Annotated in this window: 22 protein-coding genes; 8 read left to right on the top strand and 14 right to left on the bottom strand. The window is 40.3% G+C overall.

What is annotated here, in order from left to right:
* Positions 1–21: 21 nt before the first annotated feature.
* Together BGO88_RS06790 and BGO88_RS06785 are read right to left on the bottom strand one after the other, a co-directional pair.
* Positions 22–918 (bottom strand): DMT family transporter, encoded by an 897-nt coding sequence (locus BGO88_RS06790; RefSeq protein ID WP_286706392.1) that lies wholly within the window; start codon positions 916–918, stop codon positions 22–24.
* Position 919: 1 nt separating this feature from the next.
* Complete coding sequence (locus tag BGO88_RS06785) at positions 920–1,273, bottom strand: arsenate reductase family protein (protein WP_056066819.1); 354 nt, start codon at positions 1,271–1,273, stop codon at positions 920–922.
* 84 nt (positions 1,274–1,357) lie between these two features.
* Here BGO88_RS06785 and BGO88_RS06780 point away from each other — a divergent pair, with 84 nt between their 5' ends.
* From BGO88_RS06780 to BGO88_RS06770, 3 genes are read left to right on the top strand one after another with little or no spacing between them, the layout of a single operon-like run.
* Positions 1,358–1,735 (top strand): hypothetical protein, encoded by a 378-nt coding sequence (locus BGO88_RS06780; protein ID WP_286706391.1) that lies wholly within the window; start codon positions 1,358–1,360, stop codon positions 1,733–1,735.
* The gene (locus BGO88_RS06775) at positions 1,723–2,121 is read left to right on the top strand and encodes a DUF6263 family protein (protein WP_286706390.1); all 399 of its coding nucleotides are present in this window, start codon (positions 1,723–1,725) and stop codon (positions 2,119–2,121) included. Before BGO88_RS06780 ends, BGO88_RS06775 begins: the two co-directional genes overlap by 13 nt.
* A 48-nt stretch (positions 2,122–2,169) precedes the next feature.
* On the top strand, positions 2,170–2,625 hold the full coding sequence (locus tag BGO88_RS06770; RefSeq protein ID WP_286706389.1) for a DinB family protein: 456 nt from the start codon (positions 2,170–2,172) through the stop codon (positions 2,623–2,625).
* Position 2,626: 1 nt separating this feature from the next.
* On the opposite strand, the gene BGO88_RS06765 is transcribed toward BGO88_RS06770, so the two are convergent.
* A complete protein-coding gene (locus tag BGO88_RS06765; protein WP_286706388.1) occupies positions 2,627–3,397 on the bottom strand; it encodes a DUF3298 and DUF4163 domain-containing protein in 771 nt (256 codons plus the stop codon).
* Between the two features lie 94 nt (positions 3,398–3,491).
* Here BGO88_RS06765 and BGO88_RS06760 point away from each other — a divergent pair, with 94 nt between their 5' ends.
* Positions 3,492–4,637 carry a cystathionine gamma-synthase gene (locus BGO88_RS06760; protein WP_273237521.1) on the top strand — a complete coding sequence of 382 codons (1,146 nt, stop codon included), beginning with the start codon at positions 3,492–3,494 and terminating at the stop codon, positions 4,635–4,637.
* Positions 4,638–4,687: 50 nt separating this feature from the next.
* Here BGO88_RS06760 and BGO88_RS06755 read toward each other — a convergent pair whose 3' ends face one another.
* The gene (locus BGO88_RS06755; RefSeq protein WP_056066803.1) at positions 4,688–5,467 is read right to left on the bottom strand and encodes a THC0290_0291 family protein; all 780 of its coding nucleotides are present in this window, start codon (positions 5,465–5,467) and stop codon (positions 4,688–4,690) included.
* A gap of 266 nt (positions 5,468–5,733) precedes the next feature.
* Here BGO88_RS06755 and gdhA point away from each other — a divergent pair, with 266 nt between their 5' ends.
* From gdhA to recO, 3 genes are all read left to right on the top strand, one after another.
* On the top strand, positions 5,734–7,077 hold the full coding sequence (gdhA, locus tag BGO88_RS06750; protein WP_273237519.1) for an NADP-specific glutamate dehydrogenase: 1,344 nt from the start codon (positions 5,734–5,736) through the stop codon (positions 7,075–7,077).
* Positions 7,078–7,209: 132 nt separating this feature from the next.
* Positions 7,210–9,504 carry a type IX secretion system anionic LPS delivery protein PorZ gene (porZ, locus tag BGO88_RS06745; RefSeq protein ID WP_286706387.1) on the top strand — a complete coding sequence of 765 codons (2,295 nt, stop codon included), beginning with the start codon at positions 7,210–7,212 and terminating at the stop codon, positions 9,502–9,504.
* Between the two features lie 15 nt (positions 9,505–9,519).
* Positions 9,520–10,233: a DNA repair protein RecO gene (recO, locus tag BGO88_RS06740; protein WP_286706386.1), complete on the top strand. Its 714-nt coding sequence runs from the start codon at positions 9,520–9,522 to the stop codon at positions 10,231–10,233.
* A gap of 17 nt (positions 10,234–10,250) precedes the next feature.
* On the opposite strand, the gene BGO88_RS06735 is transcribed toward recO, so the two are convergent.
* From BGO88_RS06735 to BGO88_RS06705, 7 genes are all read right to left on the bottom strand, one after another.
* Positions 10,251–10,853 carry an alpha-ketoglutarate-dependent dioxygenase AlkB family protein gene (locus BGO88_RS06735; RefSeq protein ID WP_277013547.1) on the bottom strand — a complete coding sequence of 201 codons (603 nt, stop codon included), beginning with the start codon at positions 10,851–10,853 and terminating at the stop codon, positions 10,251–10,253.
* A complete protein-coding gene (locus BGO88_RS06730; protein ID WP_101471077.1) occupies positions 10,840–11,097 on the bottom strand; it encodes an Ada metal-binding domain-containing protein in 258 nt (85 codons plus the stop codon). Before BGO88_RS06730 ends, BGO88_RS06735 begins: the two co-directional genes overlap by 14 nt.
* Before the next feature lie 2 nt (positions 11,098–11,099).
* Positions 11,100–11,813, bottom strand: a complete 714-nt coding sequence (locus BGO88_RS06725; RefSeq protein WP_286706385.1) for a 2OG-Fe(II) oxygenase — start codon at positions 11,811–11,813, stop codon at positions 11,100–11,102.
* 3 nt (positions 11,814–11,816) lie between these two features.
* Positions 11,817–12,668, bottom strand: a complete 852-nt coding sequence (locus BGO88_RS06720) for a bifunctional helix-turn-helix domain-containing protein/methylated-DNA--[protein]-cysteine S-methyltransferase (protein ID WP_286706384.1) — start codon at positions 12,666–12,668, stop codon at positions 11,817–11,819.
* A gap of 66 nt (positions 12,669–12,734) precedes the next feature.
* The gene (locus tag BGO88_RS06715) at positions 12,735–13,355 is read right to left on the bottom strand and encodes an FMN-binding negative transcriptional regulator (RefSeq protein WP_286706383.1); all 621 of its coding nucleotides are present in this window, start codon (positions 13,353–13,355) and stop codon (positions 12,735–12,737) included.
* Positions 13,356–13,373: 18 nt separating this feature from the next.
* A complete protein-coding gene (locus BGO88_RS06710) occupies positions 13,374–14,189 on the bottom strand; it encodes an alpha/beta hydrolase (RefSeq protein ID WP_286706382.1) in 816 nt (271 codons plus the stop codon).
* A gap of 4 nt (positions 14,190–14,193) precedes the next feature.
* The gene (locus tag BGO88_RS06705; protein ID WP_286706381.1) at positions 14,194–15,276 is read right to left on the bottom strand and encodes a winged helix DNA-binding domain-containing protein; all 1,083 of its coding nucleotides are present in this window, start codon (positions 15,274–15,276) and stop codon (positions 14,194–14,196) included.
* Positions 15,277–15,385: 109 nt separating this feature from the next.
* On the opposite strand from BGO88_RS06705, the gene BGO88_RS06700 reads away from it, so the two are divergent.
* Positions 15,386–16,216, top strand: coding sequence for an NmrA family NAD(P)-binding protein (locus BGO88_RS06700; RefSeq protein ID WP_286706380.1), 831 nt, complete (start codon positions 15,386–15,388; stop codon positions 16,214–16,216).
* 842 nt (positions 16,217–17,058) lie between these two features.
* Here BGO88_RS06700 and BGO88_RS06695 read toward each other — a convergent pair.
* From BGO88_RS06695 to BGO88_RS06685, 3 genes are all read right to left on the bottom strand, one after another.
* Positions 17,059–17,277 carry a site-specific integrase gene (locus BGO88_RS06695; protein ID WP_286706379.1) on the bottom strand — a complete coding sequence of 73 codons (219 nt, stop codon included), beginning with the start codon at positions 17,275–17,277 and terminating at the stop codon, positions 17,059–17,061.
* 324 nt (positions 17,278–17,601) lie between these two features.
* Positions 17,602–18,057, bottom strand: coding sequence for a hypothetical protein (locus BGO88_RS06690; RefSeq protein WP_286706378.1), 456 nt, complete (start codon positions 18,055–18,057; stop codon positions 17,602–17,604).
* Positions 18,058–18,072: 15 nt separating this feature from the next.
* Positions 18,073–21,589, bottom strand: a 3,517-nt coding sequence (locus tag BGO88_RS06685) for a DUF6443 domain-containing protein (RefSeq protein WP_286706377.1), incomplete at its 5' end; no start/stop codon positions are given.

The following is a 21,589-nucleotide window of genomic DNA, read 5'->3' as shown; positions in this document are numbered from 1 at the left end:
TCTTATAAATAAGGATTTGAATCAGTTGGCCGGTACGGTTTTTTTCTTCTGGGTTACGAGATAGATTCCCAGAAAAATCATCGCGGCAGAAATTACCTTTATCAGACTCAATTGGTCTTTTCCTAAACCTATAGCGAATAATGTTGCAAAAAAGGGCTGCAGGTAGATAAAAACGGCTACAATAGTCGGCTTGAGTTCTTTCATTGACAAGAGATTCAGCAGATAGGTCAGGAATGTAGATATTACAACCACAAAAAGGATTTTAGCATATACAGGTGTTGGAATAATAGTCCATTCGATTTCCTGAACCTGTTTCCATCCAAAAGGCAACACCATAATAAATCCGAAAAGATAAATCCACTTCACAAATGAAAAAGCACTGTATTTTTCCATCAGCTTTTTGACGATAATCAGGTAAAATCCATAAGAAACAGCATTGACTAAAACCAAAAAGTTACCCCACATGGCATTGGGAGCATTGCCTACGCTTTTTCCATATAAAATGAGCAGTAAGGTTCCTGCCAATCCCAATATAATCCCGAAAGCTTTCCATTTCAGAATTTTTTCTTTCATGATTATTGCCGAAAGTACCAGTACAATCATGGGTGTTGTAACCATAATTACGGAGGCCATAATAGGAGAGGTAAGGCTTAATCCTTCAAAAAAGGTAAGCATATTAAAAGCTACTCCAAAAAAGGCGGAAGCAATAATTCTGGGAAAATCATTCAAGGCAATTTTTTCGGTCTTTAAAAAAAGCGCAACGAGCCAGAACAGCAATGCGGAACCGCCAACGCGCAAGACGATAAATCCGAAAGGTTTGACAAACTCCGGCATTACGTCTTTGGCAATGGTAAAGGTCACGCCATAAATAATCGAAACCATCAGGGCTCCCAGCAAGGCCCAATTTCTTGTAGACATGTTAAGAAAGCGCTTTGGTCACTTCAAGGATGTTCTTCTGACTGTTGCCGATATAGATTTTTCCGTCGATGATAAAAACCGGACGGCTCAAAAAGGTATAATGTTCCAGAAGGTATTTTTTAAAATCGGCTTCCTGCAGGTTTTTATTTTTCAGGTCCAGTGATTTGTATAGTTGTGCTTTTTTGCTGAATAGTGCTTCATAGCTTCCGGACAATTTGTGCATTTCTTCCAGTTCTGCTTCCGTGATTGGATTCTGGCGGATGTCATGAAATTCAAGCCTGTCCGTATTTGGAAGTGATTTTATGATTTTTCGGCAGGTATCGCAAGAGCTTAAATAGTATATTTTATTGTTCATTTGGATAAAATTTAATAGTACAAAGAAAAATCATTTAAAGTTTAAAAGATGTATTTTTATCAAAATTATCAGCAAATTATAAATATGAAATCCAGGATTATCTGCGGGCTCCTTTTTGGAGGAATAATGGCAATTTTATTTGGTTGTGCTAAAAAGGATACCATTGACCTGAAACTTAAATTAAAGGCCGGTGAAGTCGAAAGAGTTTATGCGGCTACCATAGTAAAAGGAGGTTCTATGGAATTTCAAAGCATTGTAGAAATGAGATTTACAACGGAAGCAATAAAGTCTGACAGGAACGTAATTGATGTAAAAGTTGTCAGGATGAGTTCGTCTTCCGATGCTTTTGGAGAAAAGGAAAGTTATGATTCCAATAAAGATGTCAATGAAATGACCCAGGAAGAAAGGAGCACACATCAGGAGTTTCAGCAAGTATTAAATCAGTCTTTTTGGTTGCTGTAAATAACAAAGGAAAAGTTGTGGAGCCTTTCAGGAGTAAAAACGGAGACAGGCGAAGACTTACGGAACAGATTATAGATATTTCAAACATCTATATTCCCTTTCCTGAAGAACCGGTTGGAGTGGGTTCTGAATGGGAAGCAGAAAGAGAAGAATCCCTGACCCAAATAAAAACCGTATCAACCTATAAAATAACGGAAATTAACGACAAGCAAATAGTTGTCTCAATAGCTTCAAAAATAAAAGGAATGAAAGGTTTTGTTGATAATGAGGCAAAAGGGCAGTATGTTTTGGATAGAAAAACATGTAAAATGATTACGGGAGATTTCTCCATGAGCTTAGAAGACAAGAGAAAGGTGTTTTTTAAATTCCGCTCTATTCCTGATTAGAAAAGCTAAAATACATTTCAAAAACAACTTTTTAATTTAATAAATACCATGCACGAAGCATTCAATATCACTATGCAAAACAGAAAAGTTTTAGAAGACTATCTGCAAAACTATTCCCTTGAACAATTAAACAAAGTTCCTCAAGGTTTTAATAATAACCTGATTTGGAATATTGGCCATATTATTGTCGTACAGCAATTGTTGGTTTATAAATTGTCCGGACTTCCAACGATGGTTTCAGACGAAATGATTTCCAGATACCAAAAAGGAACCCGTCCGGAAGCTGATGCTACGCAGGAAGAAATCAATGAAATAAAGCGATTGCTTTATGTAACCGTTGAGCAGACCCAAACTGATTTTGACAACCAGATTTTTAAAACATACCACGAATTCACCAACAACCTGGGATTTACAATCCGAAGTGCAGAAGGCGCAATCGCTTACAATTATTATCACGAAGCCATGCATTTGGGGATGATGATGAGCATTCGCAAATTTGTGTAGGCTATTTGATAAGAAGATGGTCTTTTAGCTGTTCGTAAGGCAGTAATAACTCTTTTGGGCCATCAGCATAAGAAGCAATTTCGTAGGTGTTGTAATATAACAACAGTCCTTTTGGTGTAAAGAAAATACTTTGCGGAAGTTCAAATACTTCGTTTTCAAACATCAGTCCTGTTGCGTTTATCGCACCTGCGGGAATCTTATATTTTTTTCGGAACTCCTTTTCGGCAAGAGCCTTAAATCCTGCTTCGTCTTTCAGGAAGTCTTTTCGTGTCAACTCTTTTCCGGTTTCAGGATTGAAAAGCAGGGAACGGTTTCCTTCATAACCATGGGCGCCGCCTGTGTAGGTATAATGGTGCAATTTGATGTTTAAGACCTTATCTGAAGTATAATCTACTTTGGCCTCTATTTTTGCTTCCCAGCCTAAAGTTTCATCAGGAAATTCTTTTTTCAGCTCTTCATAAGAATTGATAAAGGAAGTCATGATGTCTTCATAAGTCTTTCCGTTGTAGGGTTTCTCGCCAAAATAGACGATGCCACGAACCGTATTGAAGATTTTCTTGTTGATACTGTCTGCTACTACCGGAACGGCTGAAGCTTCCGGAACCGTTATCTTTACTTCGGCACAAAGGTCTCCCTTGCATGGCAGCGTTGTCTTCTTTTCAAAAGTTTTAGATTGGAAATCAACTGTTTTCAGTTCAGAACTTTCTTTTTTGTCTTTTTGACAGCTTGCAAAAGCGAGCGGTATTGCGATAAATAGTAAGAGACGTTTCATGGCAGCTGTGTTAATTATTTATAAATATAGCGTTTTTAGAATAAAATTAAAAGGTAAATTTGTCCAAAATATTGATACATAAATAATCATTTATATGAAATTTAACACTAAAGTGATACACGGCGGACAACATCACGACCCGAGTACGGGTGCCGTAATGCCGCCGGTTTACCAGACTTCTACCTTTGTGCAGTCAAGCCCGGGACAGCCTGTTGGAGATTATGAATACAGCAGGGCAGCCAATCCAACGCGTACGGCTTTGGAGAATGCGTTGGCCAGTATTGAAAACGGAACAAAAGGTCTTGCCTTTTCTTCAGGATTAGCAGCAACGGATTGCGTTTTGAGGTCTTTCCAGGCAGGAGATGAGGTGATTGCCATGGACGATTTGTATGGTGGAACCTACAGAATGTTTACGAGAATTTATAAAAATTCCGGCATTAAGTTTCATTTTGTAGATATGAATGATTTGGAGAAATTCAAATCGTTAATCAACGAAAATACAAAGTTGGTATGGGTGGAAACACCAACCAATCCTTTGATGAAATTGGCCGATATCGAAGCGATTGCCAAAATAACCAAAGAACACAAATTGCTTTTTGCTGTCGATAATACTTTTGCTACTCCATATTTGCAAAAGCCATTGGACTTGGGAGCAGATATCGTAATGCACTCAGCCACAAAATACCTTGGAGGACACTCCGACGTTATTGCCGGTGCTTTGGTCGTAAAAGATGAGGCTTTGGCAGAACAGTTGCATTTCCAGCAATTTGCTACAGGTGCTACATTGGGTCCGCAGGATTCTTTTTTAGTGTTGAGAGGAATTAAAACGTTGCATTTAAGAGTACAAAGGCATTGTGAGAACGGAGCAAAGGTTACAGAGTTTTTGAGCAGCCACCCAAAAGTAAAGACCGTTTTTTATCCGGGATTGGAGTCACATCCATTCCACGAAATTGCCAAAAAGCAAATGAAGAATGGTTTTGGAGGTATGGTTTCTTTTACGTTTGAATCAGGTAAGAAAGAAGATGCAGTCCGTTTCCTGGAGAAGTTGCAGGTATTTACCCTGGCAGAGTCTTTGGGAGGTGTGGAATCGCTGGCAAATCATCCGGCTTTGATGACACATGCTTCAATTCCTGAAGATAAGAGAAAAGAAATAGGAATTTCAGATGACCTTGTGCGGTTGAGTGTAGGTATCGAAGATATCGATGACCTCATTGAAGACCTGAAACAGGCATTGCAATAAAAATAAAAGTCCCGATGAAAATCGGGACTTTTTTATTTCAGGATATAATTTTAATTCAGATAGTAGATATAACCTACGTTTAGCCAAACCAGCCAGTCGTTGGCTTTGTTTTCCGAATAGCGAGCCGGGTCTGGTCGCAATCCGTCAACCCAGTCAGAAAAATAATACTGGAATCTCAAATCCACCATCAAATCTGATAATTCATTCAGTTTGTATCGCGTTCCAACGCTGGAAACGACAGACCATACGGTTCCGGATTCGTTTTTGAAAGCATCACGATATTTTACAGGCGTGTTGATGATTGTCAATGGTCCGGTTGTAGACTTTGCTTCCGGATTGTAATGGCTGAATTGAGCTCCTAAGCTGATAAAAGGTGCCCAGCTTCCGTCAGAAGCCGTAAAATCACGGATACTTAGCGGATAATATTCAAGCTGCATTCCGATATTGGTAATCGCAGTGCTTCCTCTCATATTTCTTAGCTGTTGGGCGGTAACGCTGGTTTTGCTGTCATCAACCCATTTTCCAAAGTGCTGCAAGTTGGTCTTGCTATAGGACAATTCGGTTCTAACTTTAAAGTGGTCGTTAAAAAACGTCTCACGAGCATAACAGTTACACTCTGCTTTATAAGAAAAATTAAGGTAGTGAATAATTCCAACTCCAATTCCTGTATTTCCAGCATTTGTGCTTAAGTCGTGGCGCTCTCCATAGTCTGATTGAAGTGCTACAGGACCCACGATTACCCCAATTTCATGCGAAAAGCCAAATTGGGCAAAAGCAGCATTTAGCCCTCCAAAAGCTAATGCTAGAATTAAAAAATAGATTCTGGGCATCTAATCAAATTTTTAAAGAATTCGAGACAAATATATAAAAACATCAGGCACTTATAAAAAAAAAAGAAAAATAGTTTGTTACTTCAAAAAATATCATAAAAACTCTAAAATCGCCCCGCTAAAAATAGATTTGTTTGAGATTTTCTCATAAAAAAATAAATCTATTGATAATCAAAAAAAAAACTTCACGTATTTGGAGAAGATGTATCTTTGTGCTATCAAACGAAAACGTTTTCATTGAAAACGTTAATAACTACTTAATAATCATGTCAGAAAGTATTAACTCTTTTGTTGAAGCAGTTGCTACAAGAAATCCTAATGAGCCTGAATTTCTACAGGCTGTAAAAGAAGTTGCAGAGACTGTAATTCCTTTTATCGAAGAAAATAAAAAATACCAAAACAAGATGCTTTTGGAAAGAATGGTCGAAGCTGAGCGTGTTGTCATGTTCAGAGTTGTCTGGATGGATGACGCCGGAAATACTCAGGTAAACCGCGGCTACAGAATCCAGATGAATTCAGCAATCGGACCTTACAAAGGAGGTATCCGTTTCCATCCTTCTGTAAACCTGAGCATCTTAAAATTCCTTGCTTTTGAGCAGACATTTAAAAACAGCCTGACTACACTGCCAATGGGTGGTGGAAAAGGAGGCGCTGATTTTGACCCAAAAGGAAAATCAGATAACGAAATCATGAAATTCTGCCAGGCGTTTATGACGGAATTGTCTAAGCATATTGGTGATAATACCGACGTTCCTGCGGGTGATATTGGTGTTGGAGGAAGAGAAGTGGGTTATATGTTTGGTCAGTACAAAAGACTTAGAAATGAATTTACGGGTGTTTTGACCGGTAAAGGAATTTCTTTCGGGGGTTCTCTTATCCGTCCTGAGGCTACGGGTTATGGCGATGTGTATTTTGCACAAAGTATGCTTCAGACCAAAGGACAGAGCTTTGAAGGCAAAACAGTTGTAGTTTCCGGTTCCGGAAACGTAGCACAATATGCTGCAGAAAAAGCAACGCAATTGGGAGGTAAGGTAGTTACCCTGTCTGATTCTGCCGGTTATATTTATGATGCGGATGGAATCGATGCTGAAAAACTGGCTTATGTAATGCAGCTTAAAAATGTGGACTATGCCAGAATCAGCGAGTACACGAAAAAATATCCAGGCGCAAAATATGTAGCCGGAAAACGTCCGTGGGAAGTAAAATGCGATATCGCTTTGCCTTGTGCTACCCAGAATGAATTGGACGGAGAAGAAGCAAAATTATTAGTAGCAAACGGATGTATTTGTGTAGCAGAAGGTGCTAACATGCCTTCAACGCCTGAAGCTGTTGAGGTTTTCCAGAAAGCGAAAATTCTTTTTGCTCCGGGTAAAGCATCCAATGCAGGTGGAGTAGCCACTTCCGGTCTTGAAATGTCTCAAAACTCATTGCGTTTGAGCTGGACTTCTGAAGAAGTAGACGAAAGATTAAAAAGAATTATGCTGGACATCCACACATCATGCGTAAAATATGGTTCTGACGGAACCGGATATGTAGATTACGTAAAAGGGGCAAACATTGCAGGCTTTGTGAAAGTAGCCGATGCCATGCTGGCACAAGGAGTCGTATAATCGAAAAATCCATAACATTATAAAAATGCCTTCTGTTAAGAGGGCATTTTTTTTAACTGTTTCAGGCATAAAATATATGAAAAGAGAAATATATCCGTTTGTATTATATTTGTATGCAATTCCTAATCGATAATGAAAAAGCAATTCCTAATTTTTCTTTTTTCTTTTTTTATACAAATCGCTTTTGCCCAGAACAATCAGTTATGGAAGGGCTATTTCTCCTATAATGAAGTAAACGACCTGACAGAATCAGCTACAAGAATAACAGGTGCTACACAAAAAAGCTTGTTTTCCAAAAATCTGGCAACCAATGAGCTAAAGACAGTAACCACAATTAATGGTCTTTCCGGTCAGGATATTACGGCGGTTTATTACAGTCAGGCTTTTAATAAAACGATTATTGGGCACGCCAACGGATTGATGCTTATACTTACAGAAAGTACCGGACATATTTTAATTGTGCCCGGAATCCGTGACCAGGCCGGACTAACGCCAAACCGAAAACGCATCAACCATTTTTATGAACACGAAGGAAAATTATACATTTCCTGTGATTTTGGAGTGGTGCAGTACAATCTGGCCACACTTGGATTTGGCGATACCTATCTGCTCGGCCCGGCAGGTGAAGAAGTGAAGGCCTATCAGTCAACGGTTTTAAACAATTTTATTTATGTGGCAACCGCAGAAAGCGGTATCAGGAGAGCCGATTTGTCCAATCCGAATCTTAATGATTTTAACCAATGGCAGACTTTTGATAGCGGAATATGGACAGGAATCGTGACACATAATAACCAGATTGTAGGGATAAGTGCCAATAGAGTTGCAAGACATACCGGAACTGCTTTTGCGACTGTGACCAATCTGATGCAACCCGGAATAGATTTAAGGTCTTACCAAAATAACCTGATTGCTACCACGCTTAATCATGTTTATACCTACAATGAAAACTTTTCACAGACAGCGCATATAGTCAGTAGCAGTATTCCTGAAATGACTGCTGCGTTCAATTGCGCGACCGTCATTGACGGGACAATTTATATTGGTACGAAAGAAAACGGTATTATCTCAACAGAGGTTACCAATACGGCTACGTTTCTGGTAATCAAACCTGATGGTCCTGCAAAGAACAATATTTTTGCAATTCAGACCACGCCTACCGGAAAACTTTGGGCGGTGTATGGAGGATATAATGTGTTTTATGTTCCGGATGTGAGCAGTAACGGCATTAGTAAGTTTTCAGAAAATGGTTGGTTGAATATTCCATATGAGGATGTTCTGCAGGCCCATTCGCTTTCAAGGATAACCATAAATCCGTCTAATGAAAACCAGCTGTATATCAGTTCTTTCCATTCCGGATTACTAAAAGTAGAAAATGATGTAGTCGTGGCAAAATATGACCACACCACCCAAAACGGGCCGGAATCGCTTTTCTTTGGACCAGACCCCAATTATAAATCAGTGCGTATTAATGGTGCCGGATTTGACAGGTCAGGCAATTTGTGGTTTAATAATTCAAGGGTTGAAAATGCCATAAAAGTTTTGAAAACCAATGGTTCGTGGCAGTCCTATTCTATTGATGGTTTCGCAACCGGTTATTTAGAGCAGGATTATGGACGTATGGCAATTGATAAAAACGGAACAAAATGGTTTGTGTCTTCCCTAAACGGAGTTATCGGTTTTAATGAAAATGCCGCAACCAAATTCAGGTTGGCAGCTTCGCAGGAAGATGCCGGAAATCCGCTTATAAAAAACGCGATTGCGGTAGCGCTTGATAACAGAAACCAGCTTTGGATTGGTACGATGCAAGGTTTGAGAGTTCTGCCAAGCGTTGACCGTTTTATGGGAGAAAGCGATTTGGAAACCAACCCGATTATCATCATTGAAGACGGACTTCCACAGGAATTGCTTTATGAGCAGTTTATTACGGATATAGTAGTTGACGGAGCCAATAACAAATGGATAGGAACTGCAGATTCCGGTGTTTTCCTGGTATCTTCTAACGGACAGCAGACCATTCACAGATTTACAAGAGAAAATTCACCTCTGCCAAGCAATTCCATTAATGATATCGATATTAATGCTGTGACCGGCGAAGTGTTTTTTGCCACTACGGCAGGTCTTGTTTCTTTTCAGGGTACTTCTACCAAAGGCAATGACGACCTTTCTCAGGTATATATCTATCCGAACCCGGTGCGCCCGGAATTTACGGGAACGGTGAAGATAAGCGGCCTGATTAACGATGCCAATATTAAAATCACCGATATTGAAGGTAATCTCGTTTATGAAACTACTTCAGAAGGAGGAACTATTGAATGGGATACCAAAGCTTTTGGAAAATACAGGGTAGCTTCCGGAGTGTATATGGTATTTATTTCTTCCAAAGACGGGTCTGAAACCAAGGTCAAAAAAGTCATGATAATCAGATAAATTCGCAATTGCAAAATGCTTGTCAAGACGAAAGCCATTGTCATCAGTGCCCTCAAGTATCAGGAAAAAAGCCTGATTGTGAAATGTTTTACTGAAACAGACGGATTAAAATCTTATTTCGTTCACAATGCCTTTTCAGGCAAAAACAACAAACAGAAAATAGCCTATTTCCAACCGCTGAACCTACTGGAGATTGAAGCGGTGCATAAAAATAAGGGAACGCTGGAAAGTTTTAGAGAAATCAAGCTTTTTGCGGCCTACCACACCATACATGTTGATATTGTAAAAAGCACAATCATTATTTTCCTTTCAGAAATGCTACATCATAGCATACGGGAAGAGGAGAACAATGAAGACCTTTTTCATTTTCTGGAAACAGCCCTTTTATGGCTTGACAGCCATGATGAGATTGCCAATTTCCACCTGATACTGCTTTTGGAAATTACCAAATTCCTGGGTTTTTATCCGGATGCTTCGACTAATGATTATGCCTTTTTTGAAATGACGGAAGGCATTTTTACACCTTTTCAATCTTTGTCCTGCCTTTCTGTACAGGAGACCATGCTTTTCAGAAAATTGCTTGCCTTGCGTTTTGACAGTAACCAGCAGGTTTTTAACGGAAAGGAGAGGCAACAACTACTCAAGATTATCCTTGATTATTACAGTTTCCATCTGGATGGCTTTAAGAAACCAAAATCATTGGAGGTACTTAAAGAAGTTTTTTCATAATTAAATATCCTTTTCTGCTATAAAACAATGGTCCTGAAGGTCAGGTTGACTCTTGGCCGTGTTACTTTTTTTGAGGGTGGCAGGCGATGCAGCCAATGACTTTGCGTTTCATCTTTCATAACGAGCAGGCTGCCATGCTCCAATAGTACGGAAACACTATCTTTTGTTTGTTTGTGTTTGAATGAGAATTTTCGTTCGGCGCCAAAACTGAGGGAAGCGATGGTCGTATTTTTGCCCAAAGATTTTTCATCGTCGCTATGATAGGCCATACCTTCGTTTCCGTCATGATAGAGGTTCAGCAGGCAGGAATTAAAGGAAGTTCCTGAAATCTCTTCGGCCAATTTTTTTAATTCCAAGAGTTCTTTAGTCCACGGCAACGCTTGTTTGGTCGTATTGGAATAGGTATACAGATAATCGCTGTCCCCATACCAGGCCACTTTTCTTTTGGTTATGATGAGCTTTCCGAAAATAACGGCCTCGTCATTTTTCCATTCGATGTCTTTAAGCAATTTTTCCAGATAAAATTGTGCCCGGGCATGACTCATCACCTTTCCGTAGTAGATTACGGTTCCGTCATAAGGCAGCAGATTAGCCGTGATGTCAGTATTAAATAAATCCATTACTGTTATTGGTTTTCCAGATTTTATATTTTTCCGAGAGGCAGTGTCCGCAAGGCCTGTAGCCGTTTTGTAAGGCTTCTTCTTCAGAGATGAAGAAAACCCTGTTTTTCCGCAGCATTCTTTTTCCGGATTGACAACGCAAGTTACCGTAAATTTTCAACTTCTTATTTCCTCCCAACAGGATTTCCTTCCGTATTATTTTTCTGCGAAGCAAGGCATCTGTAATGTGTTCGTGTGCTATCATAATCAGCTTAGGGCATCGTGAAAAATAATACCTAGCGTATGCCGTTTTCCGGAATGCAGTTCGCTTACGCCATGTTTCATATTAATGCGGTAATAACCTTTGGAACCTTTTACAGGTCGGAAATTGGTTGTGAATACTAATGCGTCACCTTTTTTTGGTTTGAGTACAATTGCTTTGGATTGTGCTTTTGGCGTTTGTTGCGTCAGTACGAATTCGCCACCGGTATAATCTTCATCCGGATTGTCTAAAAAAAGTACGGTCTGCATCGGGAAAAAGATATCTCCATATAAATCCTGATGCAGTGTGTTGTATCCGCCCTTACCATATTTCAGAATCAGCACCGTTGGTTTTAACTGTTTGTTGGTATGGCAAAGTGCCTGCAATTCATGAAAATCGGCAGGGAAACGGGAATTTATGTTCAGTACCTTCATCCACAAATTGGCAATTGGTGCTAGTTTTGGATACAGGTTTTCACGGATGCCCTGAATCAGGTCCGGAAGCGGATAATTAAAATATTTATATTCTCCCAATCCAAAACGGTAGCGTTCCATAACCACAGTTTTCCGATAGCCGGAAGGATTGTCGTAATTTTTTACGAGTTCATCACATTGCCTTTCTGTAATCAGCTTAGGAATGATGGCATATCCTTTTTCGTTCATTTCATCGTTAAATGCAGCCCAATCAAGCGCTGTAAATTTTTCGTGTATGTTTTCCATGGCTTATAGTTTTGGAGAAAGTAATTGTGCGGCTTCCCATCCAATAATGGCTGTTTTTCGGGTATTGCCCCACATATAGCCTCCAAAATTTCCACTGGACTGGATAACACGATGGCAAGGAATCAGAAAGGCTACCGGGTTGCTGCCAATGGCCGTTCCGACAGCCCGTGATGCTCTTGGTTTCTGAATTTTTTCGGCAATCTTACCATAGGTCGATAAATCGCCCATTGGAATTTTCAACAGGGTTTCCCAAACTTTCAACTGGAAATCGGTTCCTTTCAGGTGCAATTTTACCTGGTGGAGTTTGTCCCAGTCGTGTGTGAAAATATACAGGGCATTTTGCTGTATGAGGTCCAGCTTTTGCTTAATTGCGGCATTAGGGAAATGACTTTTCAGGTCTGAAAACGACTGGTCTTCATTTTCTGAAAAAGCCATATAACAGATTCCTTTTGGTGTTGAAGCTACTATAATATTGCCAAACGGACTTTCGGCATAGCTATAATTGATGGAAAGGTTTTCGCCACCGTTTTTAAATTCTCCGGGCGTCATTCCTTCAATTTTGATAAAAAGGTCGTGCAGTCTTCCGGTTCCTGACAGTCCGGTTTCGTAGGCAGCGTCAAACAGCGTTGCTTCCTTTTCTTTTAGCATATGTTTGGCATGTTCAACGCTAATGTATTGCAGGAATTTTTTGGGGCTAACGCCCGCCCATTCCGTAAAAAGGCGTTGAAAATGAAAAGGACTCAGGTGTACCTTTGCCGCTACGTCATCGAGATTAGGCTGGTCCTTGAAATTTTCCCGGATATATTCGATAGCTTCTGCAATCCGGATATAATTGATGTGTTCTTGCTCATTCATTTCTTTGAAATTTATGATACAAAGTTATCGGAGGCTTTGGCGTATTAAAACCCGAAACTTGCGGGATTATTCTTTTTCTCTGGATTGTTTCATGGCTTTGGCCGTGGCTTTTGACATAAAATCAGAACTGTTTTCCAATTGGTTGACAATCGTATGGAAGTCAGTTTCTTTTCGGGTTTGGGATAATTTATAGGTTGCCTGAATTTCAGAAACGGCAATTTTGAAGCCTACAATTCCGTTAACCTGCCGCATCGTTTTTTCGGAGAGATTCTCTACAGAAACCGGATGTTCTGAGCTGTGCTCGTAGGTGTCAACGAGCTTTTTCAGCGAATCCATCAATTCCTTGCCTTCAATAATCTCGACTTTTCCGTAAACATGTACTGCAATGTAATTCCAGGTTGGCACATCTTCTTTCTGGTACCATGAAGAAGAGACATAACTGTGTGGTCCGTGGAAGATTGCCAATACTTCTTCGCCATCTGCAAAACTTTCCCATTGTGGATTGGCTTTGGAAATATGGCTGTATAAAAAAGTATTGCCGTGTTCGTCAAAGTCCAGTTCCATTGGGATATGCGTTCCCCACAATCTGCCTTTTGTCTGACTGACCAGTATGCCAAAGCTGTTGGCTTTGATAAATTCCCGGACTTCGTCAATATTTTCATTTTTGTAGTGCGGTGGAGTGTACATAGTGGTAAATATAATTGTTTATTGCGTTTTATTTATTGCTTCCAATGCTTTGTAAAGTGAATTGTGCAGTATCGTAAGATGATTTTCTTCTGTCATTTTTGCGAAGGAAGAAACCAGATTGTCTTTTGATTTTGCCAGAATTTCCGAAAGTTGGAACGCATCGTCTTCCATTTGTTGTCCTTCAGAACCAACGGCTACAAACACCTGAATTTTTTTGTTTCTCTTTTTTTCTAATAATTCCGGAGCTTTACGTAGTAAGGATTCATCGTCCCACCAAAGGCTTGGGCTAATGATAATATAATTATCAAAAAGTTCCGGTTTTTTAAGAAGTGTTTCTGTTACAAAAAGCCCGCCTAGTGATTGTCCGGCAATTGTAGCGGTGCTGGTGCGGTAGTGTTTTTTGACGTAAGGAAGCAGTTCTTTTTCAACAAAACTCAGGAACTTTTCAGAATGGCCGGTAGTAGGGAAGTCTTTTTTGTCCTGAACGTTCGTTGTCGGAAATGTAAAATCTCTTTTCCTGTCGACGTTGGCGATTCCAACAATAATCGATTCGGGCATTTTCTGAATCATGGTCAGGAACTGCACAAGTCCGGTGACATGTATAAAATCTTCGTTGGCAGAACCGTCCAAAAGGTAAATAACCGGGTAAGCCGTTTTCGGATTTTTATTGTAACTGTCCGGAATATAGATGTTCAGGGTTCGGGTTTCATTCAAAACCTTTGAATTGATTTTTTCAATTCTGCCCAAAACAAAAGGTTCGGTTTTCGGACTCGCTTTTTGTGCAAAAGAAAGTGTAATGGCAAAGGAAAATAAAAGGGTTAAAAAGGATTTCATAAGTTTATTGGGAGTTATTAATTGTATTAATGGGTAGTTCATAAAATTTTTCAAACCGAAGTAAAGCCTTTTCAAATTCGGATTCTTGCTTTTTGTCCGGCTGTTCCAGAAATTCATATTCCAGATCGATTACTTTTGGTTTTATTTTTCTTCTCCAGGAACCAATAACCTGTCCGTCAAATAAAAGCGTGTTGTCATATCGGAGTCTTTTTCCGGGTTGTACAGTATTTCGGTATTGCATCAAAGCCTCCCTGTTTTTATAGCCCATAATCATTTCGTCATAAATAGGAAGCAGTTGCAGTTGCCCGAAAGTTGCGGTGTCAAGATTTAGTTTTGGAGAAAAATAATAGGTTTCGGATTCTATTTTTTCTTCTGCCAGATGGGTTTTGACCATTTCGATTCCCTTTTTACAGTCGGTCAGGCTCAATCCGGACCAGGTCGAAAAATCTTTGGCGGTTGCGGGTCCATGGCTGATGAAATAGCGTTGGGAAAGTTCAGCCAGAGCTTCATCCCGTTCTTTTTTGCTGACAGGCGAAACCCTTTCTTCCAGCAACGCATACGTAAACTGATTGCCTTGTCTGGCGCCACTACAGATTAGCCCTTCAAGTTCTGCCTTCATCATGATGCAAACTAAACGCGTACCGTCAGCCTGAATGTTGTTTTTGAGAAATTCCTGGCTCAATGCTTCGCGAGTCAGATGTTTTCCACCTTCAAGAGCACGCTGCATGATGGTGTTGCATTGATTGAAAGTCGCATTGTCCAGTTCCATCTTTCGGTACATATAAGCATTTATGGCTTCTACTCTTGGGCCTGTTAGCATCAACATCCACCGGATATCTTCCGGAGCTACAAAATGCCAGGTAGGCCGCAAAAGGTGCGTTCTTAAAATTCGGCCTTCGTTGAGGTCTTTTTCAATATCGGCATCCGTCAAATGTGGCATCCGTAAGCCAAGCGACCATTTTGTCTGGGCATATTCCTGTCCTTGAATAGCTCCAAAATAAGCCACCATTTCTGGAGCCGATTTTAGTTCCGGTTTGGCAATCTGCTGTGCAAGCATCCGAAATTTTGCGATATCGCGTTGGGTCATGGATTTGTTTTTTAGGCCAAGCTAATTTACAAAAAAAGTATGGCTGTCGGTTCTGTTCTATTTTAAGGTTTTTCTGATAGCTAGTTTTGTCTAAAAAAACAGAAACATAATGGAAACAAAACAGATTTTAGTATTGGGTGCTAACGGAAAAACCGGAAGCCGTGTAGTAGAGCGATTGGAAAAAAAGAACTTGCCTGTCAGGAAAGGTTCCCGTTCAATGGTTCCTAAATTTGATTGGGAGCATTCAGAAAATTGGAAAGAAGTATTGAAAGACATCAGCAGCATATATATTACTTTTCAGCCGGATTTGGCTGTGGAAGGTTCAGATGATGCGATACGGTTGCTTTCAGCACTGGCAAAAGAAGCTGGCGTTGAAAAGCTGGTACTTCTTTCGGGTCGAGGTGAAAAAGAAGCTGAAGTATGCGAGAAAATCATCATGGAAAGCGGTTTGAAATGGACTATTGTAAGAGCCAGCTGGTTCAACCAGAATTTTAGCGAAAGCTTTTTCCTGGAGCCTATTCTGCAAGGTTATGTTTCTTTGCCTGTAGGAGATGTCAAAGAGCCATTTATTGATGCAGATGATATTGCAGATGTAGTTGTCGCATCACTTACTGAAGAAGGACACGATGGAAAGCTTTATGAAGTCACAGGTTCCAGATTGCTGAGTTTTAAGGAAGCAATTGCTGAGATTGCTGAGGCTGTTGGTCGGCCAATTGTTTATGAACAGCCTTCAACGGAAGAATATGTAGCACAGATGACAGCCTATCAAATTCCGAAAGAATATATCGATTTATCAACATATCTCTTTACTGAGGTATTAGACGGAAGAAATGCTTCTGTGAGTAATGGAATTGAGGAAGCCTTAGGGCGAAAACCAAAAGATTTTTCAGAATATGTAAAAGAGATTGCGGCAAGTGGTTTATGGAATCCGCAAGATTGATACGGATTCTCTTTTATATAAATTGATATAAATGTCTTTATTTTTGTAAGAACAAAAACGCCGGATCATTGTCCGGCGTTTTAAATTTTAGTTTTGCAATTCCGAATTTACATGGTAGCCAACGATTTTGATAAAACTATCTTCTTTTTAAATTGTGTTTTATAGTTCATTAGTGAAACACAATTTTTATTTTAAAATGCACGCTTAGAAAAATTCATTCCATTGCCCATATAGATATTCAGTTTAGTCGAACTGGAAACCTTTTTACTATGATTGTATTCTATACAGTTCCAAGTACTGCCGTAAGAAGAAAGACTGCTCCAAAAATACCCTGTAGATAGTGGTTCTTTATCTTGACAAATGACGAACTTTATACCATGTTTCATAGAAGATTTAAGGTCTACGATTTTATTAATAGCTTCTGCTGTTAATTCTATTTTTCCTGAGATAGTGTCTAAACACAAGATTTCTTTATCTGTAATTAAAGGTTTTTCATTTAATAAATCTTGTGTTACATTGAATTTTGGAGCATAAAGGAATTCTTTTTATATTGAGTCATATGAAATTTCAATGTTTAAATCACTTGATTTGAGAGTAAAAATTTCAATTGTAGGTTTTTCAACTATTTCCCGACATGAAAAGCTAAATAGTAAGGCAATAAAAAATAAGAGATTGGCTACTTTGTTTAAACTCATAGTGTAAAGAGGCTTTAGAATAGAAATTTTGGTTCGTATATTGAAGTTTACACCTAAAAAATTTGATTTTTGATTTATAAATAAAAGCCACCCAATAATGGGTGGCAAGTGATAAATAAAATGTGAATAATTAATTCGTTAATTTTTTTAAATCGGCTTTCCTAGTTTGTTTAATAGTAGCTTATTGGTTTGGCACATCAGCATTTCGGGCCTGATTTCATCAATGTAGCTCTTAATAGGTATCATCTGCTTTGGTGTCAGCTCAAGTGTCCTGCGGTTGAGGTTCTTCGAGGCCTTGATGTAGACAGTACCGTTATCCAAGTCCACGTCCATTAGTTCAAGATTTAAGATTTCTTCACTGGTCAAGCCTTGGTAAATTAACAGGCTTATAAGAACGTTGTTTCGGTTTGCAAAAACCAGTAACGGTTTTTCCGATTCATTAGCATTTGTAATTCTTCGCTACTAAATAAATCCTGTAATTGAATTGCTGGGTTGTGGTTCTTTTTGATTGTGAGGTTTTTGCAGGGGTGGTCGGCCCTAAGCCCTGTTACAATCAGATAATCGTAGTATTTTTTACTTTTTATTTCAAACAAGACCTACAATTTTAGAATAAAAAGACAAGCTATTTAGCTTGTCTTTTTATTATTTATACTGGTTTCCCATACTCTAATTTAATACATTATCAATTGCTTAGTAACCCTCATATAATACATCCCCTTTTATTGTAAAATCGATATGATAAAGATTATGAAGTGATTTGCTTTTTTGAGTACGTTGATAAATACCAGCTTTGTAATCAGCCAAAAATTCTTCAGCAGTTTCGGTATTAGCAAAATACTCATCAAAATCAAGAAGTAGTGGATATAATTCTCCTACTATTGCAACATATCTATTAGAATTTTGAATCCATTTATCAGGGATATTATAATCTACTTGATAAATTCTAAATTTCATATCTTCAGTTTTTTGCAAAACAAAATAAATGTTTTTAACATCCTTAACTTTTTTATTGCTCAAAAGCTTTTGAACATTTCCAGGTAAGACATAGACAATTCCTTTCGAATAATCTCTTCCGTTAAAAATCTGTTTTTGTGTTGAACAACTTACGAAGAGAGAGAATAAAAATATATAACCTATCTTTTTCATAACATATTGATTGAATTATTGTTTAAGGTGTTTTTCTAAAGCATCTTGACCCATATTAAAATTTTGTGTAGTTCCAATATTATTTGTTTGGACTCCATTACCCGTAACTCTATGAATGGCATTTCCTCCAGGAGTATTTCCTGTCCAAGAATCAATAGCATATCGTGTTATCTTTTGTAATATACTAGATTGCTTGTCTACATCAGATGTTGTAGGGGCATTGACTTTGTTTTTTTCAGTTACCTTATTATGAGTATGAGCTTGTGCAATTGGTCGTAAATTTGTTCCTTCAAATTTGCTTGAACTTAATTCTGTTTGTTCAGGGTCACTGTACCTGTTGGTGATGCCCGTCTCTACGTGATTTTGACCAGCGGTTCCTTCAGGACCTATTACAGACGTAAGTTCTGCTGTGGGATAATCTCCACTTTCATCAACATTTAATCCAATTAAAACCTGTCTTTCTTTAGATTGGTCATTTATTGTTTGACTATTTATTGTATTAACATCTGATTGTATCTTATTAGAGTTAACAGTTACCAACCCGCTTTTGCTTTGTAATTCTGATGTAGCCTGAGCTGTTATACTGCCTCCGTTGGCTGATACGGTATTTTCCCAATCATCTTTATAAATAACTCTGACATTATTTGTTGAGGCACCATCTTGTCCCAATACATTGCCAGTTTTTGCATCTAAATACCAATCTGGTGGAGTTGCATACATCCCATCAGGGTCAACAAACACTATAGGATTGTTATAGCAATAGCTATAAGGCGACCATCGTCTGGAAACTTCCGCCAGCGGGTCAATATTCATCCACCTACCAATCGCAGGGTCATAATTCCTGGCCCCGTAGTCGTACAGGTTAAGTCCCAACTCGTCTTGGAACTCCTTGCCATTGTACTTATATTGGTACGACTTTCTTGCTTGCGGAGAAATTGGTTCTATCCCGACGGGATATTGGCCACCGCTATCAATCTGCACATACTCAAACCTGTCCGAGTTGTACTTTTCGTGTTTCATCCCGAAAGGATAGTAATGGTTCTCTTCCAGTATGTATAGCCTTCCCTTTTCCTTGTCCATCCCGTAGCTCAGCCTGATGTTGCCCAGATGGTCGGTATAGTTGAACGCGTAGTTGAAATATGCCTCGGTATCCGTTGTGGTAGGCAGGTATTTCACGTAGCCTTCCGCAGTAGGGAAAAGGTCGAGCGTTCCGTTTATGTACTGGAAACCTGAAAGGTAGTCAGTAGTGGTTGTTTCCGTTCCTGAGACAATGGTCTTTTTCAGTTTCTTTCCTGACGCATCGTAAAGATAGTTAATTATTTGTCCTGTCCTGAAAGATATTTGTATGGGAAGATTCATATGGTTGTAAGTTACAACGATGCCTTTGTTGTCGTCCGTCATTATGTTGCCATAGATGTCGTACTTGTATTCTGCGCTCTGATCTATCCCATCTCTGAACCCTGCCGGATGCAGGCTGTTGTCTCTTATCTTAAGAAGCTGGTTTCCTGAAAGGAAGGTGTATTTCAGGTCGTCAATCTGGATATAGGCACCGGATTCGGAATCCAGATCCCCGTTTCGCTGGAGTCCGGTAATGTTTCCATTCTTGTCATACTGTACGGACTCGTTGTAGGCCCCCGTCATGAGCCCTTGCTTGATATAGGTAGCGCTGGAGAGTCTGTTCAGCGCATCGTATGCGTAGGCGTATTTACGAAGCTTGTTGTCACTTGCGGTTTTCCATCCGGTCTCGGCAATGTTTCCGTTAAAGAGCGGCTGAGCGGCTATGGGCAGGTTGTAATCGATGGTGAAGGCAAAAAGGTCTTCAGGATCACTGGAAGGGTTCAGGTTGTCTGCATCGTTGATCCCCTTTAGCCAGCCCCTCACGTTATAGGTATAGTCGGTCTTCTGGTAGAAGCTATTCCCTGCGATGTCGTTGCCTCCGGTCTTTTTTGACATGAGCTTTCCCAATCCGTCGTAACTGTTTAGAGAGAGCAGTTCTGCTGGTCGGCTATCTATCTTGTGAGTATGGGAGAGGAGCCTGTCCTGAAGATCGTAAGCAAAGTCCTCGCGTATGGCTAATTCTGTTGCGGTTGAAGATCTCTTGTGCCTTGTGACGGTATATTCTGCCTTACCTGTAAAGTCGAGTTTGCTGTCAATTATGGTATGGCCTCTGAGATAATTCATCGTTCTGACACTTATAGGCCTTCCTTTCATGTCATAGAATGTATGAGTTTGTTCTGCTGAAGGAGGCCTGGTTTCATGTAGTACCCTTGTCCACGTACCGGTAAGGAGGCCTTGTGGTTTTACCGTATTATTGTAATAGGTCGTCAGGCCTTCGATAGGATCAAAGTTTTTTGGTGCTCCAGGATAGGAATAGTCGTCATACCAGTTGACGGTGAGTACCCTTAGGCCGCTTGTCGGAAAGGAATTGTTGGTGTAGTCCACAACGACATTGTCGACCGACTGCAAGGCAGCCCTCGTTTCCCACTGGCTGGGCCAGGAATTGAAGGTATTCTGAATATGCTGGCGTGTATGCGCATTGGTATTCTGATACCATCCGGTATAGGCCACCCTCCCCAGCGGGTCGTATTTGGTAATCACCCAGCCCTTTAGCATGCCGGTGAAAGGGGAAGGCGTAGGGCCGGTTGCCACTATGCGATCCAGTCTGTCGTAGACCATAAGCTGCCATTCCCTGCCGGGAAGTTTCTTTTCGGCCAGCCTGTTGCGGTGGTCGTATTTGTACTGGTAACACAGGTCGTCCAATTGAGTGGCCGGGTTGTCTGCCAATGGAGGAAATACATAGGAAAGGTTCCCGAACTGGTCATAGACGTAGTAGGTGTCATGACTTATATCTGACTCATAAGTCCTTTTCAGGACAATACGTCCTTCCTTGTCGGTGTATTCCTCAATGGTGTTGTCAAACCCCGAAGTCCAGTTCTCGTTCTTGGTGACATTCTTGTAAAGCTGTCCCGGCGCATAGCTGCCCGATGTCAGCGACACGTCGTAGATTTCGGATGTAGTATTCCAAGTGGCGTTCGCCGTGTACATTTTTACCTGGTCGGTTTCCGTATTGGTATCGTAGCCCATCTTTACCTCATGTCCAGAGCCCATTGCCCACGGGTTGCCGGGAGCGGCCTGTTTGAGCACGCGGTTCAAGTGCGAGTTCTCGAAGAGCTTTTCGCTGTAGGGGTTGGCCGTGGCCTCTGCCACTGCTGATGGAGCGGACGGATTCCCGTAATAGGCTAGCGCATCGGCTTCTGCTCCGGAATCGTAGTCCAGTGAGGCTGACTGTGTCGGATAGGGCAGGTATTCCTTTGCCTGCCTTCCGAAGGTATCATAGGCAAAATGGGTAACAAGGTCAGTACCAGTGCCGGACTGCCTGTGGGCGCGCTGCTGTATTGGCCTGCCCAGTCCGTCCAGGAAGGTGGTTTGGACGGTTGCCTGTGTTGCGGTCGGCGTGGGTATGGTGTCCCATACCTTGGTCTTGTATACGGTAGTCCTGACATAGTTCTGGTCCTGTGCCTGTACGGCTATG

Source organism: Flavobacterium sp. 38-13, assembly GCF_001899155.1.
GTDB classification, from domain to species: Bacteria; Bacteroidota; Bacteroidia; order Flavobacteriales; family Flavobacteriaceae; genus Flavobacterium; species Flavobacterium lindanitolerans.
Note: the sequence above shows the minus strand (reverse complement) of the source record. Positions and strands in the feature narration are given on the sequence as shown.

Excerpts from the sequence above, each read along its gene's own strand:
- BGO88_RS06785 (WP_056066819.1), bottom strand. The coding sequence starts at position 1,273 with ATGAACAATAAAATATACTATTTAAGCTCTTGCGATACCTGCCGAAAA.
- BGO88_RS06730 (WP_101471077.1), bottom strand. The coding sequence starts at position 11,097 with ATGATAGCACACGAACACATTACAGATGCCTTGCTTCGCAGAAAAATA.
- BGO88_RS06710 (WP_286706382.1), bottom strand. The coding sequence starts at position 14,189 with ATGAAATCCTTTTTAACCCTTTTATTTTCCTTTGCCATTACACTTTCT.
- porZ (WP_286706387.1), top strand. The coding sequence starts at position 7,210 with ATGAAAAAGCAATTCCTAATTTTTCTTTTTTCTTTTTTTATACAAATC.
- gdhA (WP_273237519.1), top strand. The coding sequence starts at position 5,734 with ATGTCAGAAAGTATTAACTCTTTTGTTGAAGCAGTTGCTACAAGAAAT.
- BGO88_RS06755 (WP_056066803.1), bottom strand. The coding sequence starts at position 5,467 with ATGCCCAGAATCTATTTTTTAATTCTAGCATTAGCTTTTGGAGGGCTA.
- BGO88_RS06720 (WP_286706384.1), bottom strand. The coding sequence starts at position 12,668 with ATGAATGAGCAAGAACACATCAATTATATCCGGATTGCAGAAGCTATC.
- BGO88_RS06705 (WP_286706381.1), bottom strand. The coding sequence starts at position 15,276 with ATGACCCAACGCGATATCGCAAAATTTCGGATGCTTGCACAGCAGATT.
- BGO88_RS06760 (WP_273237521.1), top strand. The coding sequence starts at position 3,492 with ATGAAATTTAACACTAAAGTGATACACGGCGGACAACATCACGACCCG.
- BGO88_RS06790 (WP_286706392.1), bottom strand. The coding sequence starts at position 918 with ATGTCTACAAGAAATTGGGCCTTGCTGGGAGCCCTGATGGTTTCGATT.
- BGO88_RS06715 (WP_286706383.1), bottom strand. The coding sequence starts at position 13,355 with ATGTACACTCCACCGCACTACAAAAATGAAAATATTGACGAAGTCCGG.
- BGO88_RS06690 (WP_286706378.1), bottom strand. The coding sequence starts at position 18,057 with ATGAAAAAGATAGGTTATATATTTTTATTCTCTCTCTTCGTAAGTTGT.
- recO (WP_286706386.1), top strand. The coding sequence starts at position 9,520 with ATGCTTGTCAAGACGAAAGCCATTGTCATCAGTGCCCTCAAGTATCAG.
- BGO88_RS06725 (WP_286706385.1), bottom strand. The coding sequence starts at position 11,813 with ATGGAAAACATACACGAAAAATTTACAGCGCTTGATTGGGCTGCATTT.
- BGO88_RS06770 (WP_286706389.1), top strand. The coding sequence starts at position 2,170 with ATGCACGAAGCATTCAATATCACTATGCAAAACAGAAAAGTTTTAGAA.
- BGO88_RS06700 (WP_286706380.1), top strand. The coding sequence starts at position 15,386 with ATGGAAACAAAACAGATTTTAGTATTGGGTGCTAACGGAAAAACCGGA.
- BGO88_RS06765 (WP_286706388.1), bottom strand. The coding sequence starts at position 3,397 with ATGAAACGTCTCTTACTATTTATCGCAATACCGCTCGCTTTTGCAAGC.
- BGO88_RS06735 (WP_277013547.1), bottom strand. The coding sequence starts at position 10,853 with ATGGATTTATTTAATACTGACATCACGGCTAATCTGCTGCCTTATGAC.
- BGO88_RS06780 (WP_286706391.1), top strand. The coding sequence starts at position 1,358 with ATGAAATCCAGGATTATCTGCGGGCTCCTTTTTGGAGGAATAATGGCA.